Origin of the sequence: Pedobacter sp. SG908, from assembly GCF_011759615.1 — a bacterium.
GTDB lineage: Bacteria > Bacteroidota > Bacteroidia > Sphingobacteriales > Sphingobacteriaceae > Pedobacter > Pedobacter riviphilus.
This window is the reverse complement of record NZ_JAAOYY010000001.1, coordinates 2744233-2761264: the sequence shown is the minus strand read 5'-3', so window position 1 is coordinate 2761264 and position 17032 is coordinate 2744233. Positions and strand designations below refer to the sequence as shown.

Genomic DNA, 17032 nt, shown 5'->3' with positions numbered 1-17032 from the left:
CTTATTTAATCCATTTCCTGCAATATCCATCCATTCTAACTTTGTTCAAAAAATTAGAAATGGGATATCATATTGTTTTTATTATAGGATTCATATCCTGTATTTATCTGCTATTAAGTTTAATATATGCTCTTTACCCTTATCTGCGGGGCTCAGGTTTAAAAAAATATATTAACAATGATGCTTTTGCCATGGTAACCGGTTCTACTGATGGTATTGGTAAAGCTGTTGCCTTTGAGCTTGCTGAACAAGGATCCAATATTATTTTACACGGGCGGAACGAGGATAAGTTAAATGGGGTAGCACTGGAAATAAAGGAGCTTTTTCCGGCTCGCAGGGTGGTTTGCATAAACCACGATGGGGGTAAGGACAGCCACATGGATACGGAGATAATAGATGGGCTGACTATAAATATATTGGTGAATAATGTAGGCGTTGGCCCGATAGGCCAGCTGAGAGAATTTTCCAATGATGAAATAGCTGAAACGATAAGACTCAATGCCACTTTTCCCTCGCAGCTCACAAAGGATCTGTTGCCACATCTTAGTAGCCAACCATCGCTTATATTAAATGTTTCTTCATACGCCGGAATATATCCACCCCCTTATCTAGCGGTTTATTCTGGCACAAAGGCTTATAATAACGCCTTTTCTATTTCACTTTCCCGTGAGCTTGAGAATATTGAAGTGATTTCGCTGGTTACCGGAAGTGTTAATACCGGAACCAATACCAAATCCATAACCTTTATGCGGCCAAGTGCGGCAAAATATGCCAAGCACGTGGTATCGGTTGTGGGCTGCGGAAGAAAAAGCATAATACCATACTGGCCACATGCCATCCAACATTTTCTCATATCTCTTCTACCGGAAAAAATCATCGATTATCTCACAAAGAAGGCGATGCAAAAAGAATTAAATCAATCCGTATAAAATTTTATCTATAAATCTCATCACAAACCCAGCCTCGTACGAATTAGAGGTTTAACAAATAATAACATGAAAATAAAAGTATCTATACTGGCAGCTGTAATTTCAGTACTGCTTAAATTAACTGCGCAGGCGCAGGAAAACCCGTCAAGCCAAAACGCTGTAAAACCCGCACTCCAGCTGGGTTCTTTCAAAGCCGATTATACTTATTCGCCTTTTGAGGTAAACGGAGAAAATATGTACACCCAGCAAGCAAATGCAAGCTTAATATTTCCGATGTACAGTAGACTAAAAGATGGCAAACTTGATTTTTTACTTACCGGAATAGCCTATACAGGATTGTATCTTAATGGAAACAGTCTTGCCGATGGCTCTTCTTCCTTTCACTCATTTTCCGTACCGCTAACCTATCAGAAATCATTTTCAAGAAAATACTCGCTTTCTGTATCTTTTATTCCGACACTTTCATCCGATCTGAATGATTTCTCTGGTGAAGATATGATCTATACGGGAGCCGCTGCATTAAAGGTGAAAGTATCAGACAAATTTTCCTATTCTCTTGGAGCAGTTTATTCAAAGCAGTTTTTTGGCGCTTTATTCCTGCCTTTATTGGGATTTGATTGGCAGATCAACAGCCGGGTTAATCTATCGGGGTCATTGCCGATTAACCAGAAATTAAAATATAGCCTGTCGGATAAAAATGATATTGGTATAATTAACAATCTCGGAATCGGTGGAGGTACGTACCGATTATCCGAAATTTTGAATTCCACTTATTTTCATGCCCAGCAGTCGAAAATAGCTTTATTTTATTCCTATCTGCCATCCAAACAGTTTTCGGTAGATATAAATGCAGGCTATAATTATGTTCAAAAGCTAGGCTTTTATGATAAAAATGAAAAAATAGATTTAGCTCCGTTTGATAGCCTGGATGATCGGATTCCGCTAACGGAATATAATAAAAATGGCATTTCTGTTGGGGTAGGCATTAATTATCGGTTTTAATTAGTTGCCAGCTCTATTTCTTGAGCTTAAGTTGGTTTTCATAAAGATTGAATCAATTTTATTCATGATAAATATATGCAAATCATAAAAAATCACCAAAAAACGCCGTTTAAATTTGCAGATGCAATAATAAGCCGGCGGTGTTTATTTACTTAATATTATGAAATGGTTCTTGGTCAAGTATATTTATCAGATAGTTAGCGGAGAAGGGAGTTACCACTGTCAGTTTGATGAACAGCAAAGAATAATTGAATCTGATTGCCTTGCTGGTGCATTTGAGAAAGCCGGGAATCTGGCTGACGGTTTTCATCCTTCTTTCAAAAATTATTTGGGTGAACCGGTTAGATGGAAGTTTGTCTGTATTGCGGATCTTTTTGAGATAGATCCACCTGCCGACGGATCTGAAATAAGCAGCATTTTACGTGAGCCACCAGATATAATGGCTTATCTGAATGAAATCGAACTGCGTAAAATATTTCTTGAACAGAATATTCAGTCCAGGTAGATACGTATTGTCGGCGGAGATTTTTCTAGGACCAGGTTTTTTGTAGGTCCACAATTAAAAGCATCAAGTGGGAAATACGAAATTGATGTGAAGTTTTATTCAGGGGAAGGGGTATTACTGCTTAATAAAATGGGATAAAACGGCCGGGAAGAATGGGACTTTAGGTATTCAAGTTTGTATAAGAAATTTTCGTATTTCTATATCTTGGGCATATTCTTCTCCAAAATGAGTGATGTTTCTAGAAATCTTATCTGGATTTTGAGTATAGCTCAGAAAACTGTCATTGTTGTTAGCATCTAGTATAATACAATTGGGTTCTGGTTCATAACGGTTTGTTTCTTAAACTTAATAAACCCCAGACTTAAATACAAGTGGTTTTCATATTTTGCAGACTATTGGCCAGAATGGCAAGGTTGCCATACTTTTTATTGCCAATATACAGTATCCGTATTTTTTTCTTAATTCTCGCTATGGGGTATATTCCTATAATCTATGGGGCAACTATTCTTATCTCCATAATCAGTTTCATATACATTTCTATAATTAGTTTTATGATGGCTGATTTTGTCTATGGCTTGCTGATTGTTTTGCCTGTAATTGATCAGGCAAGTTATTCACCAGGAGTCAACTGGCTTTTGGGATAGCAGTTTTGAATGGGCAATCCGCTAGATATGGCTCGTTTGTTTGTTCCAGTAAAATGTGCTGTTGTTTGGTTGGTATTAGGGCAGTACAGATCCGATTGCAGCGAAACTTTTTGTAAATATGCTTGAAGAGCTGGTAAAGTCCGTTAATGAATAATAGCGCTAATGTGTTGAAACCTTAAATATCCTAATTCTATAAAATGAAACCAGTAACAGACATTAGCTGTTACCGGTTTTGCTTTGCCTATAGATAAAGACTGCCTTCCATTACAATTACCGAGGAGCCGCTAACCACTATTCCATCGTCTTCTACGCGCGTATGTATTTCTGAAGGATGACCAGTCTGTTCTCCCTGGAAAATGATATGGTCACTCTGTTTTTGGATATGCCCCAGTTTTTCAAGATAACCTGTTAGTGGTCCGGCGGCGGTACCTGTAGCGGGATCTTCGTCAATGCCAATACCTGGATTGAAAAACCTTGCGCTGGCAAGGTACCCTTTTGCTGAAGGTGCCGTCGAGAAAAGATAAAATCCTTCAAAACCATATTCCTCGCTAATTGCTTTTAAGCGTGTTTTATTGGGAATTGCAAGCGCTAGTACATTAAGGTCTTTAACGGGGACCATCAAATGGGCTACTTCAGTTTTTACGATCTTATTTTCCCAGCCATTGCTACCAAGCATTTCAGCATCAAGCCCCAAAGCGGCTGAAATTTTTGCAGAAGGCACACTTCCAATAATCTCTGCAGGATGCTGTTTCATTGTAACAAATAGGTGATCATCTTTTTGAGTTACATTTACACCGATTGGTGTCCCATTAATGGAGACCCAAGTTGCTGTAGTCTGTGTTTTAAAAATATCCCATTGTTTTAAAAGCGCAAGGATAACTGCACCAAGCAAATTGTGTCCTGCTCCATTAACTTCGAAGCCGGCAGGTGTAAATGACCTCACCTCAAGAGCTCCGGTAGTTTCGCTATAATGGATAAACGAGGTTTCCGAGTAACCAAATTCTCTGGAAATTTTATGGTATTCATCAAGGCTGAGTGCATCAGGAGTATGAACAACAGAAAGCTGGTTGCCTGTGTAGCGTTGGGTGGTAAAAACATCCAGTATGTAATAATCTAGTTTTCTCATTTTTTGCGATTTAATTGTTTAAACCTATAAGTATGGTATAGTTTTCAATCCTTCCGTATAACTTTCTAATACAGGAACAATAATAGATAAATTTTGTAACCATGATATTTTGTTTAGAATTCATCTCAAAATTAAACCGCAATAGTTTATTTTTGTTATGGGTTAACCCAAGGTAACCGGTTACCCTGGGTTAACTATTATAGACATGGCCTCAACGAATATTAACGGAGAATTAAAAGAAGCTACCTGTGAACAAGAGCTATCGGCTATTCGCGATAGTCTTGAAATTTTAGGTGGAAAATGGAAACTTAGGATTATGCGCTACTTGGTAAACCGCATTGATCAGCGAAATACCTTTAAGAAAATACAACGCGAAATTGAGGGGATTTCGGCTAAAATGCTTTCTAAAGAACTCCATGACTTGGAACTGAACCTCCTGGTTTCGAGAGAAGTAATCGATTCTAAACCTGTAACTGTAGCCTATTCGATCACCGAGTATGGTTATACTGTACTTCCTGTAACAGAAACCCTTGTAGAATGGGGATTGAGACACCGAGAGAAAATCAAGGCAATGATCAATTGCTTCCCGGCTTAGATCAGCGTAAATGCGCAGAAGGGCGGATCGGAATTTGCAGGCAATACATCAAAAGTCCAATCCGTCCAATATTGGATAATAGCAGCAAAATAATGCCCAAAATTGCGGTAAATTAGACTGCGCTATGGAACCATTTGGCTTTGAGAAACTTCCCGAAATCATCCGTCAGTTATTTGAAAAAGTAGAACGGATCGAAGAAATGGTATCAGACCTTAATCCGGCGGATGACGGATCAAGTGACCTTTTAACGGTAAAGGAAGCTGCTGATTACCTAAAGGTTTCCGTGCAATCCCTATACTCTAAAGTCAGTAGAATGGAAATACCGGTAAGCAAGCCAGGCAGACGATTGTACCTGGTTGAAAATCGACCTGTTTAAAGGCATTATCCAAATGCTTTCTTTTGATCAGTATTTTCCGTTCGCTAAGCTGAATTGCTTTAATCCTGCCATTATTGATCTGCTGATAATTTTGTTGCATTTGCTACAAGTCGACAGGACTTTTAGCCCCCAGAACATCAGTGGTAATTTCCCCTCAAATAGTGGCTTATTAGCACCGTTTAATGTTTTTTAGTGTCGTTAAGTGTCGATAAGCGACATCATTTCACCCATGATTTTTTTTCTGGGAAAAATTTCAGTCGCTCGAGCAACAAATGAGCAACAAAAATGCGAAAAATAGTGGCAAACCTCCAAAGAGTTGGTGGAGAAATATTGATGTAACTTATTGATGATAAGTAAGTTGATTGTTGTATGTTGTCGAAATTAGTGGTTGTTTTGGGGATTATTTGCCGATACAGAAAATACATCTATCTGTAAGCCAGATTTTTATGTCAAAAAAGTAGCAATGCAAAAACTAAAATAACATCGGTGGTTATCTCGCCTGTGTGTTGATAACTTGCCGATTCTTGTTCCATTTAAGGACTGTTATTGGGCGAAATGAATATTTCAGAATGTTGGAGGTTTCGTCAAAACTAAGATCATGATTGAAACGGTCGTCATTATTTTATACACTGCTTTTAAAATAAATATATAGGATGGCTATATAGGTTGCTTGAAAATGGCTTTGGAATAAATATCCAAGGAAATAAACAATATTGACTACACTGCAAGCCCGGTATTATCTGCAAGTTTTAGTATTGCATTGAGCAAATCGTGAAGGTTATATCATGTTTCTTACATGCCTTACTAGTATCTTTCTTGTATTACAGAAAGAAATGAAGTTAACTTTTCTACGGTCACATCCGGATGCAACCTTCTACAGGCCTGTTCAGACTGCTATTCTTTAAGTGCTTCTGGTAACTCGTAAGGGCTTTTGCAAAGCAAAAGGAGCATTCTAAAAGATTATTGACAAGGGGGGAATAGAGGGGCACAACAAGAATCTGATATTCTCCGAGCGATAAGCATCAGGCTACAAATCCATAGTGACTACTGAACAGTTTGAAACGTACAGGTATGGATATTATTCCCAAAATACACAGTTTAAATCACTAGATTAACAAATATGTAATATGATTATAATTTACGTGGTGTATATTTGGCTAACCAAACAATGTATTCTATATCATGCAAATATAGTTTATTAATAATTTTTAATTTGTATAATATATTTTATAAGAAGAGTATGTTTTCTCTATTCATTTGTCTATTTAACAAATGAATCTGCGTTGCCTCATCCCCAACGCACTATGCTAAAATCTTATCAGAATAAATTAACAAATGGTCTCATTTAAAACGCACCATGCCCAGGCTATTGGCTGTAAGCACCTTCCTGAACGCATAGCGGAAGGTAATATGCCATTCTGCTGCTTTTGGCACCATTCAATGGGTCAGACACTCTTTTTTAGTGAAGAACCCGTTAAAGACCATAGGTGCTATCTCAATTTTTGCAATACTTAAATAACTAATTGATAAACTAAACTATTGACTATGAAAAACAATTACTTTTTTATCCTGCTTTTATTCATTTTGAGCGCCTGCTTCTCTGCACGATCCCAGACTTTCGTGCATCCAGGTATTCCGCTATCAGCTTCCGATCTGAGTACCCTGAAAGCGCATGTGCAGGCCGGAGACTATCCCTGGAAACAGGCTTATGATATCCTGGCTGCTGATGGCAAGTCGCAACTGACTTACACGCCACACCCTTTTGCCACGGTTAGCCGCAACCCGAATGTAAATCTTAACCCGTGGAGAGGGGATATGGTTGCTGCATTTTTTCAGGCCATGATGTGGAGCTTAACGGGCAATGAGGAGCATGCTAAAAAATCGAGGGACATTCTAATGGCATGGGCAACTACCCAAACGGAATTTAACGGAATTGAATCTAACCTCGATTTGGGTGATTACGCTTATGCCTATGGCGGTGCGGCCTCTATTCTTCGCGGAAGCTGGAGCGGCTGGACAGCCGAAAATACCACAGCTGTAAAAAACCTGTTTAACAACGTATACTGGCCGCGTACCGGTTGTGCCGGTTATGCTTTAGGACCAGCCAATAAAGGCACATTGAGTATAGCCGGAGGAGCCGCTATCGCCGCTTTTTCTGATGATCCGATAAAAATGGCGCATATCGTTCACCTGATGCGGTACATCGGTTCTACCGGATTTAAAAATACGCTGCCGAGTGGAGAACATGGGGAAAGCGGAAGAGACCAGGGCCATTCTCATGGTATGTGGAGCGGGATGGCCTTTACCGCAGAAGTTTTCTGGAAGCAAGGGATAGACCTTTATTCTGAACTGGATAACCGGCTGCTTGCATTAGGAGAATATTTTGCAAAAACCAACACGGGAAAAACCATCGGCTTTGTGCCTTTTGGTACTACAGACTGGTACTATTTTAATGCTGCACCCTATGGATGGGATGGAGGAAGATGGGGCTTAACCTTACTGCAAAGTGCCTATAAGGTACGTAAAAACATTCCTACCCCTTACATCACTAAAAGACTTAATACCATCCCAGGTCGGTTTGATCCCGTTTATACCTGGTTTTATAAATCTGAGGATAATTCTACTGCTACGGTCCCGGCGCAAACCCAAACTGTCCCTCCACCTACAAAAGTGGGAACAGGCGGTTTAACCGATCTTGATATCGGCACAGCTTCACCAGCAGGTAGCAGTACCTACAACAATAATGTATGGACGGTAAGGGGAAGCGGGACAGAAATATTGACCCATGGAGCTGACGGATTTCACTTCGTATATAAAGAAGTAACGGGGAACTGTTCTATCATTGCCAAAGTGGAAACGGCCGGAGGTGGTGCCCTGAATGCACGGGCAGGGGTAATGCTGCGTTCAGATCTTAGCCCTAATTCTGCGCAAAGGATATGGATTGCTGTTAAATCTGGCAAGCGTGCCGAATCATTTATGCATGGATGGACCGAGGTTAGGGGAGGCTCCAACTGGGAAAAAGCGGAAAGACCAATCCCGCAGGATGCTTATTGGGTGAAAATTGAACGCATAGGTGATGTGATTAACACGTATTACTCACCTGATGGTACCAGCTGGGCTACTGAAGTACAAGGCAGGTATGAAGGTTTTACCGGCACGGCTTATATCGGATTGGCGGTTTGTTCGAACGCAAACGGTGTTTTAAATACCGCTGTATTCAAAAATGTAAGTGTTACCGGTGGGCAAGGTGGAGTAGTTACCTTGCCCGAAGCACCCCATTCTGTATATGCTTATGCCGGAAATAACCAGATGCATCTCCGTTGGCTTTCTTCTTTCGGTGCAGATAGCTATACCGTTAAACGGTCGTCTTCAGTAAATGGGACTTATACCACCATTGCCTCTGGCCTTACGGGGAACAGTTTCAAGGATACAGGTGCATCTAACGGCCAGACCTATTATTACAAAGTTTGTGCAGTAAATACAGCAGGCACAAGTCCTGATTCACCAGCAGATTCAGATACGCCTGAGGCACCGCCTGTTCCGCAAATTGTTGGCATACAAGGAGGTATTTATCGTATTATAGCAACCAATAGTAATAAAGCAGTTGGGGTAAAAAATAATTCTACTGCAGAGGGTGCATTGATAGGGCAAAAAACTTACGATGCTACAAGCGGCCAGCATTGGACGATAAGCCAGCTATCGGGTACCGATTACAAAATAATCAATTTGCTTAGCGGAAAGGCATTGGATGTAGTAAACAACGCTATAACTAATGGCGCTGCTATTGAACAACGTACCTATTCAAATACTGATCAGGCCCAGGTTTGGTCGATTAAGGACCGGGAGAACGGAACTTTTAACATCGTAGGTAAACAAAGCCAGAAAGCATTGGAAGTTCCAGGTTCAAGTACTTCAGACGGAACTACAATGAACATTAACAGGTGGCTTGATGGCACAAACCAAATTTTTAGACTGGAGTTGGTTTCTGCACAGGAATTGAGTACGGCTTACCTGAAAAAACTTGCTGAAGCCATCAAGTTACGCGATACCACAGCAACGAGTACCACCAATGTGCCGGGTAAATTTCCGGTAACAGCCAATGCGCAATTAAATGACAGCATTACCTATGTACAGTCTCAATATAATACACAATCTACGGCTGTACAGATAAGCGGTTATATTACCATACTGGACAATGCCATGAAACGGTACTTAGCGGCTAAATATTATCAGACGAATATGCTGGCCGATGGATATTATTATATTAAACCTACTACAAGCGATTCTTTATTTACCAGAAACGAAACCAATACACCTTTATTTGAGCTGGCAAGCACCGATCCATATCTTCAGATCTGGGATGTCAGAAAGCAGAGTAACGGCAGGTACAAAATTTCCTGCCTGAGTACACCCCCTGCAGCTTTTAGCAATTATTTGAGCGAGGGTGCACAATTTGGTCGTAATGTTACGCCCTTTTCGCTGGTCTGGAATTCAATGAATTTTTACTTTGACGGAACCTCGTATGCCATTCAGCGGGCACAAAATGGTGGAAACGGCTACTGGTATCCAAGTGGTAATAAAATACTTACTATAGGTGGAAGCGATAACGACCCCATTCCTTATAGCTTCCCATTCCGTTTTGAACCGGTAGGACCTATCCCGATCAACCTGAAAGCGGCTGGTAACGATGGTAAAAACATCCTGGACTGGGACTCTATCCCGAACAAAACGTATATCGTAAAACGCGCAATGGCATCGGCTGGTCCTTATACTACACTCGCTACGATCAGTACCTCCAAATATACCGATAGTATTGGTGTGAGTAATGGGAATACTTATTACTACCAGGTTGCTTCGCCAGATGGCTCGGCTTCCAGCCCTATAGTTACGGCCTCGCCAAATGTTGGCCAGCTTACTTACCTCAAATTTGACGAAACAAGCGGACGTGCCGTTGATAGTTGGGGTGCTAAACATGCAACTTTAGCATCTTCGGCAAGCCGGGATACCGGGAAATCCGGAAATGCCCTTAAACTGGACGGTTCGGGGAATGCCTATGCTAGCTTACCGGCAGGCATTGTGAGCAGCTTAAATGATTTCACGGTATCTGCCTGGGTGAAGATGGATGCACTTTCTACCTGGATGCGGGTATTTGATTTTGGTATTGGTGCTACACCGGTTACACAATATATGTTCCTTACCGTCCAGTCAGGAACGCCTACAGTAGATGGCGTGACCACACGGACCATTAGTTACAGGATTAAAAATGGAGGAGCAGAGCAAATAGTCAGTTTTAATTATCCTTTGCAGCTGAATGCCTGGACACATCTTGCTGTTACCCAATCGGGAAATACGGCTCGCCTGTATATCAACGGGACTTTGGTAGCCAGCAGCACCGGAGTTACGATTAAGCCTTCTCAGCTGAACGCTGCCGGCACCACTACCGGCACCACGCTGAATTACCTGGGTAAATCACAATTCGCAGATCCTATGTTCAAAGGCTCAATTGATGAGTTTAAGATTTATAGTAGGGCCTTAAGTACAACGGAGATCGCTTCGGCATTTACCAGCCAGTCGATCACGATGAATGCCATTGCGCCTAAACTCATGGGGGATGCTGATTTTGATCCTGCGGCTACTACAACATCCGGGCTTCCGGTAACCTATACCAGTTCAGATACCACAGTTGCAAAAATTGTAAATAACAAAGTCCGTGTTCTTAGTACGGGGACAAGCGCGATTACTGCTTCGCAGGTAGGAAATTCAATTTACTGGCCTGCAATTCCGCAATCAAAAGTATTGTCGGTTGCCATTACGAATAATACCCAACCAACTGCTGTGATAGGCAGGCCATTTAGCTATACTATTAGCACTAATGCACTGAGCGATTATACGGCAACAGGTTTACCTGCCGGTTTAAGCGTGAGTGCCTCAAACGGGATCATATCCGGTACCCCAACCGAGTACGGTGTATTCCCGCTGGTGATCGGCGCTGTTAATGATAGTATCCCTGGAAAACAGACCATTACCTTAACGGTAGAGAAGATGGTCAGCAACGCTATTGTTGCTTCGGGAGATGCCAAAAATGTGGTCGAATGGGATGCTCTTCCGGGTTTTAGCTTTAATGTGAAACGTTCAACTGCACTGGGTGGTCCTTATGCAACTTTATCAAATGTAACGACCAATATGTTTACCGATACCGGTGTGAGCAATGGAACTACTTATTATTATGTGGTTACAGCAGTTGATAGTCAGGGTGAAGGTTCTCCCAGCGCAGCAGTAACCGCAAAACCTGCTGCCGGCCAGCTGGTTTACCTAAAGTTTAATGAGACTGGTGGCACCCGCGCTATTGACAACTGGGGAGCTACCCACGGAACATTGGCCGCAACCGCAACCCGTGCAACCGGGCAAGATGGAACTTCGATTAAATTAGACGGAACAAGTACTTCTTATGCTACCCTGCCAACAGGAATTGTAAAAACTTTATCCGATTTCACCGTTTCGAGTTGGGTAAGGATGGATGCACTATCTAACTGGATGCGTGTATTTGATTTTGGGAACAGTACTGCACAATATATGTTCCTTACCGTTCAGCAGGGAACGCCTACTGTAAATGGGGTAAAACTATCAACCGTTCGTTATGCCGCTAAAAACGGCGGGACAGAGTTAAACGTAAGTGCGAACTTTGCTTTCCCCTTGGATACCTGGACACATTTGGCCGTTACCCAATCAGGAAATACAGCAAAGCTGTACATTAACGGTACTTTGGCAGCCACCAATACCAACCTGAACATTAAACCTTCGCAGCTCACCGCTTCAGGTACAACTACGGGCACTACGTTGAATTACCTGGGTAAATCACAGTTCAATGACCCCCTTTTTAAGGGCTCAATTGATGAGTTTAAGATTTACAGCAGGGCATTAAGTGATACGGAGATTGCCAACGAAGGTACAAGCGCTGGCTTCAGCCAATCGGGTAATCTTTCAGGTATACAATCCCGATCAGGTATAATCCCGGCACAAGCCCTTGCTCCAGAATCTTCAAGCAGCAATATCATCTATCCTAACCCGGTTAAAGAGCAGTCTTTCAAAGTGAGGCTTACGCCTGACCTGAGGGATCAAAACATTAAGGTAACGGTTAGGGATGTTGTGGGTAGGATAATGCAGAGCGGAAGCCACCGTGCCGCAGACCGCGACCTGCAGGTAGGCCTTTCCGGAAATTACCGTTTAGGTGTTTATTTCGTGTACCTAAATAACCTGACACCGATCAGGCTGATCGTCGATAAATAAATAAGAATTCCATAACACAAAAGGTTGCTAAAGCAACCTTTTGTGTTAAAACACCTAGAGACTTCAGAAATAAATGCCTCATTGGAGTTGCTTTAAATACAAGCAGTTAATCTTTGAAAATATATTGTTATTACCAAATTAGCTTAACCCATTTATACATATCCTATGCCGATAAAAACAAAAATGAATAAACTCATGCTTTGCGCTTTAACCATCTTTTGTGGGTGCAGTAAGCCAAGCGTTGCTGAAGATCCGGTAAATTCAGACGGCAGTTTGTCTGGAAAACATATGGCCGTAGCTGCGCTAAAGTTTGTGTTGTTTTAATGTGTTTATTATTAGTGTTTTGTGCCTTTATCCGTCGCTTTAAATCTTGCGATTTTCTAATTAAAACCTCGCAGTTAACAAAATTCCCCTTGTTTTTATCATTTGAAGCATCCCCAGGTCTGAGCTAAAACTATTTTTGACATTAAATCCAGTAACCTTAGACTATTGACTTGTTATTTTAGTAAGATAAATGTTCACTAGATATAACAGCTAATCATTTTAGACTACTCTTACTTGTTTAAGAAACCATATATAAACTCAGATGAACCGAACAACTTTTATCAGGAAATTGCCAGCTCTCATATTTATGGTAGTTTTCTTTATTAATGGCAGATATTGTTAAATCAGAACCAGCAACTATAGATCATGCATTACATGGGCAAGTTCATAAAGTAGTAACGCAATGAATCTAGGGTCAACCAGATGGTGGCATGTCCGTCCAAATCAGAGGCTTATTGAAGCTACTATAGATTATACAGGCTTGTGAAAATAAAGTAATCCATCAATAGGTGTGCAATTGGCAAGCCTATCAATCAATACTTCATTTTTTAAAAAGAGGAAAGAGATGCACCACAACTCAAGGTTTGCTTATCTGAAGTGGTTTTCAACCAGAAGGGGGAATCTCCATTATAATAGTGACGAGTAATGCTAAATGGAGTCTTAAAAAACCTGCAGACTTCTGATCACAGTTAAACCAGATGACCGGAAATGAGGGGACTACAGAATCGAAGTTTACTACGGTACCTAACAGTGCTGGTCTTTCCCGTTCTGCGGTAATAATTGTTATTGCAGACGATGGCAAAGCCAGACGGCTTACACTCACAGACTAGTAATTTGTTCCCTTTATATTACTCCCCCCTCAAAAAAAAGCACCTGATCAGACAGATATGAATAGCACTGCATATAACCTGATGAATTCAGCAGGCTTACCGCCATACCTCTTCAGAATAAACAATTGGAAAGGAATTACACAGAAATAATAAATAATCAGGCCTATAATTATAGGTTAGCAATACTTTTTACCCCATAATAATATGAATAAATTTATAATCACAATTTTTTTCCTGCAATTTAGTATTTGTGCAATAGCACAATCTCAGTCAGCCCAGAAACCGAATACCCCGGGTTTCTACACGAATCCAATTTTTTCTGGGGATTATCCTGATCCGAGTATACTGCGCGATGGCGATAATTATTACATGGTTCATTCGTCTTTTGAATATTATCCGGGTTTGTTAATCTGGCATTCAAAAGACCTGATCAACTGGAAGCCTGTAACCCATGCTTTGCACAAGCATATCGGCAATGTATGGGCTCCCGATCTGGTGAAATATAAAAACAAGTTTTACATCTATTTCCCCGCTAATGGCACCAACTATGTGGTTTGGGCAGATTCAATCAATGGCAAATGGAGTGATCCGGTTGATCTGAAAATTAGCAACATCGATCCTGGACATATCACAGATGAGCAAGGCAAAAGATATTTATTCTTTAGTAATGGCGGATTTGTACCCTTGTCTGATGACGGACTATCAATAATAGGTGAGCAAAAGTCTTCTTACAAAGGCTGGCCTATCCCAAGAAACTGGTCTATTGAGTGTTTTTGTCTGGAAGGCCCAAAATTAATTAAAAGAGGAGAATACTATTATATTACTGCGGCCGAAGGGGGAACAGCAGGTCCAGTAACTGGGCATATGGTTGTTTCTGCACGTTCAAAATCATTGCTGGGACCATGGGAAAATTCGCCATATAATCCGATTATCAGAACAAAAGACAATACTGAGAAATGGGCTTCAAAAGGGCATGGTACCATCATTGACGATGTAAAGGGCAACTGGTGGATGATATTTCACGCTTATGAAAAAGACTTTTACAACAAAGGCCGCCAAACTTTATTACTGCCAATAGAATGGACAAAAGATGGTTGGTACAAGGTAAAGAAGGACGTAAATGATAGCGGACCGATTAAAAAACCAAATTTGGCCACCTCTACATCTAACTTTACGCTGAACGATAATTTCGCAGGAAATAAATTGAAGCCACAATGGTCATTTTTCGAGGAACTGGATACCAATCGGTTTAAATTAGCCAATAACAGCTTAACCATTAAAGCAAAGGGAAATGGCGTAGGCAATAGTTCTCCGTTGTTGTGTATTCCTGAAGACCACTCTTATAGCGTAGATGTAGAAATGTTAATCGAAGGAAAAGCAACCGGAGGTCTGGTTCTTTTTTACAATAGCGGTGCATCTTCAGGCATGTTGGCTAACAAAGACGATATACTCGCTAATTTGCGTGGCTGGCAGTTTGCCGCAGAAAAAGATATAGTCAAAAATCATGTATTCCTTCGTCTGAAAAATATAAATAACACGGTGGATATGTATTATAGCAAGGATGGTGTGAACTGGAATAAAATTGAAAACTCTTTTGAGGTTTCGGCCATGCACCATAATGTATTTAGTGGATTTTTGAGCTTACGGATAGGACTTTGTTCCATAGGAGAGGGGAAGGTAACGTTTAAGAACTTTAACTATAAAGCCATAAAATAATTATAGTTTATTTGCCGATAATATCAGGGAGCCTAATTTATCCAGATTAGCTTTTAAGCCGTCAAAAGAAATTAGTATCACATTTATATATAATTTTTACGGGTCAAAACACCATTCGTGTAAGTTCAATATCACCATAGGGAAGTTTAATGGTGGTATTTTACTTATGTCGAGTTGTAGCGTCGTATTTGCTCAAAATAAGTATCACAACGAAAGGAAACAGTTATTGATTATAATTGGAAATTTTTTTAATTGGCTATAGAGCCTCAGCCAAAAGTAGAGGATTTAATGATACCGGGTGATGCATTATAGCTCTGTCATTCGATTGGAGCATTGAGGAAAAATACAGCGCAAAAACCTACCCTAAAACAGGAGATATCATTTCTTTCATTCAGGAGCTGTCACTTTCCTTTAGCGATATAGCCGACAGAGAGAAAATCAGTTTTAGTTTTCAAACCGATAGAAAGAGCCTGGTTACCTTTTTTGACCATGATAAAATTGAAAGGATACTGTTTAATCTCCTTTCGAATGCTTTTAAATTTACACCACAGGGTGGTAAAGTGAAAGTAAATGGTAAAGAAGGCTGGCAAAAAACACTTTCTATACACCCTGATTTGATTGTTAGTGATGTGAATATGCCCGAAATGAACGGTATTGATCTTTGCCGGAAAATTAAAGCGAATAAGCGTACGGCTCATTTACCTGTGATATTACTTACTGCATTAACTAGTGAAAATGAACAATTGATGGGCCTTGAAACCGGTGCCAATGATTACATGCCCAAACCTTTTAACTTTGAGATTCTTTTATCGAAAATAAAGAACTTACTGCAGCAGCAGGCACTTTCAAAAAAAACCTACCAAAAGCAGGTAACGTTTAAACCACTGGAAACAGAAATTGAATCTGTTGATGATAAGTTCATCAGACAGTTGTCTTTTCATATTGAAAAATATTTGTCAGATTCCATCTATACCGTAGACTCTAGAATACGCATTATTAAACTTGATGCAGCCCATTTGACATTTATTAGCCTAATCTGTTAACATATGTATAGGTGATTGTTAACATTTGAGCACCCTCGCTTTTTTTTGTACAGATACCTTTAGAAATAATTTAACCAGGTATAAAACTGTATCTATTTCTATGCAAAAAATTAGGGTGGGCACCGTAATATTTATAGGTAGTGTTCTACTTCAGATAAATGTAAACGGACAGGTAAAAGATGATGTGCAAACAACTTCAGGGGTAGAAATCCCGATTCAAAATTCTGCCTCCAGAATTAAGAAAACAAAACCTCAACAGGTATCTGATCAGATCATTCCTGACGACAGAAGTTTAATGGCTGTAAAGCTATCAGATGCAGCTGTTAAATTTACAACAACCAACACACCCGAGGTGGCCTTAAGTGCTTCATTGTTAACAGTGGAAGTATCCACAAAAACTGGTTTAATTACTTATTCTGTTACCAAGGGTAAAGTATTACTGGCCCAAACAAAAACCGAGAGACTTTCACTTATCCATAAAGTATTTAACGGAGAGCCGTCCTATCGGGTTTTTCAGCCATTCGATGCGCAGAAGAATGAAACACCTTACGGTTTGGGACAGCACCAGCAGGAAGTAGCACATTTGAGGTCGTAGTGATTATCCCTAAATCAGCCAAGGTATTAGCATTTAAGCAAAAGGCAAACTACAGTCTTA

Annotated in this window: 10 protein-coding genes; 9 read left to right on the top strand and 1 reads right to left on the bottom strand. The window is 40.4% G+C overall.

Annotated elements, in window-relative coordinates; all coding sequences use genetic code 11:
- Positions 1–41: 41 nt before the first annotated feature.
- The 3 genes from FHT21_RS11250 to FHT21_RS11240 all read left to right on the top strand — a co-directional run bounded on the left by FHT21_RS11250 (position 42) and on the right by FHT21_RS11240 (position 2436).
- On the top strand, positions 42–929 hold the full coding sequence (locus FHT21_RS11250; protein WP_167294760.1) for an SDR family NAD(P)-dependent oxidoreductase: 888 nt from the start codon (positions 42–44) through the stop codon (positions 927–929).
- A 66-nt stretch (positions 930–995) separates the two neighbouring features.
- On the top strand, positions 996–1931 hold the full coding sequence (locus FHT21_RS11245; RefSeq protein WP_167294759.1) for a DUF6268 family outer membrane beta-barrel protein: 936 nt from the start codon (positions 996–998) through the stop codon (positions 1929–1931).
- Between the two features lie 160 nt (positions 1932–2091).
- Complete coding sequence (locus FHT21_RS11240) at positions 2092–2436, top strand: DUF4288 domain-containing protein (protein ID WP_167294758.1); 345 nt, start codon at positions 2092–2094, stop codon at positions 2434–2436.
- 885 nt (positions 2437–3321) lie between these two features.
- Here FHT21_RS11240 and FHT21_RS11235 read toward each other — a convergent pair.
- On the bottom strand, positions 3322–4206 hold the full coding sequence (locus tag FHT21_RS11235; RefSeq protein ID WP_167294757.1) for a PhzF family phenazine biosynthesis protein: 885 nt from the start codon (positions 4204–4206) through the stop codon (positions 3322–3324).
- Between the two features lie 205 nt (positions 4207–4411).
- Here FHT21_RS11235 and FHT21_RS11230 point away from each other — a divergent pair, with 205 nt between their 5' ends.
- The 6 genes from FHT21_RS11230 to FHT21_RS11205 all read left to right on the top strand — a co-directional run bounded on the left by FHT21_RS11230 (position 4412) and on the right by FHT21_RS11205 (position 16972).
- Positions 4412–4801 carry a helix-turn-helix domain-containing protein gene (locus FHT21_RS11230; protein WP_167294756.1) on the top strand — a complete coding sequence of 130 codons (390 nt, stop codon included), beginning with the start codon at positions 4412–4414 and terminating at the stop codon, positions 4799–4801.
- A 124-nt stretch (positions 4802–4925) separates the two neighbouring features.
- On the top strand, positions 4926–5177 hold the full coding sequence (locus tag FHT21_RS11225; RefSeq protein WP_167294755.1) for a helix-turn-helix domain-containing protein: 252 nt from the start codon (positions 4926–4928) through the stop codon (positions 5175–5177).
- A 1545-nt stretch (positions 5178–6722) separates the two neighbouring features.
- Complete coding sequence (locus FHT21_RS11220; protein WP_167294754.1) at positions 6723–12464, top strand: LamG-like jellyroll fold domain-containing protein; 5742 nt, start codon at positions 6723–6725, stop codon at positions 12462–12464.
- A gap of 1358 nt (positions 12465–13822) precedes the next feature.
- The gene (locus FHT21_RS11215; RefSeq protein WP_167294753.1) at positions 13823–15334 is read left to right on the top strand and encodes a family 43 glycosylhydrolase; all 1512 of its coding nucleotides are present in this window, start codon (positions 13823–13825) and stop codon (positions 15332–15334) included.
- A gap of 560 nt (positions 15335–15894) precedes the next feature.
- Positions 15895–16377 carry a response regulator gene (locus FHT21_RS24945; protein ID WP_347878497.1) on the top strand — a complete coding sequence of 161 codons (483 nt, stop codon included), beginning with the start codon at positions 15895–15897 and terminating at the stop codon, positions 16375–16377.
- A 100-nt stretch (positions 16378–16477) separates the two neighbouring features.
- On the top strand, positions 16478–16972 hold the full coding sequence (locus tag FHT21_RS11205; RefSeq protein ID WP_167294752.1) for a hypothetical protein: 495 nt from the start codon (positions 16478–16480) through the stop codon (positions 16970–16972).
- Positions 16973–17032: the final 60 nt, after the last annotated feature.

Bases quoted from the DNA above. Each gene is read 5' to 3' on its own strand.
- FHT21_RS11235 (WP_167294757.1), bottom strand. From the start codon at position 4,206: ATGAGAAAACTAGATTATTACATACTGGATGTTTTTACCACCCAACGC.
- FHT21_RS11245 (WP_167294759.1), top strand. From the start codon at position 996: ATGAAAATAAAAGTATCTATACTGGCAGCTGTAATTTCAGTACTGCTT.
- FHT21_RS11230 (WP_167294756.1), top strand. From the start codon at position 4,412: ATGGCCTCAACGAATATTAACGGAGAATTAAAAGAAGCTACCTGTGAA.
- FHT21_RS11215 (WP_167294753.1), top strand. From the start codon at position 13,823: ATGAATAAATTTATAATCACAATTTTTTTCCTGCAATTTAGTATTTGT.
- FHT21_RS11240 (WP_167294758.1), top strand. From the start codon at position 2,092: ATGAAATGGTTCTTGGTCAAGTATATTTATCAGATAGTTAGCGGAGAA.
- FHT21_RS11220 (WP_167294754.1), top strand. From the start codon at position 6,723: ATGAAAAACAATTACTTTTTTATCCTGCTTTTATTCATTTTGAGCGCC.
- FHT21_RS11205 (WP_167294752.1), top strand. From the start codon at position 16,478: ATGCAAAAAATTAGGGTGGGCACCGTAATATTTATAGGTAGTGTTCTA.
- FHT21_RS11225 (WP_167294755.1), top strand. From the start codon at position 4,926: ATGGAACCATTTGGCTTTGAGAAACTTCCCGAAATCATCCGTCAGTTA.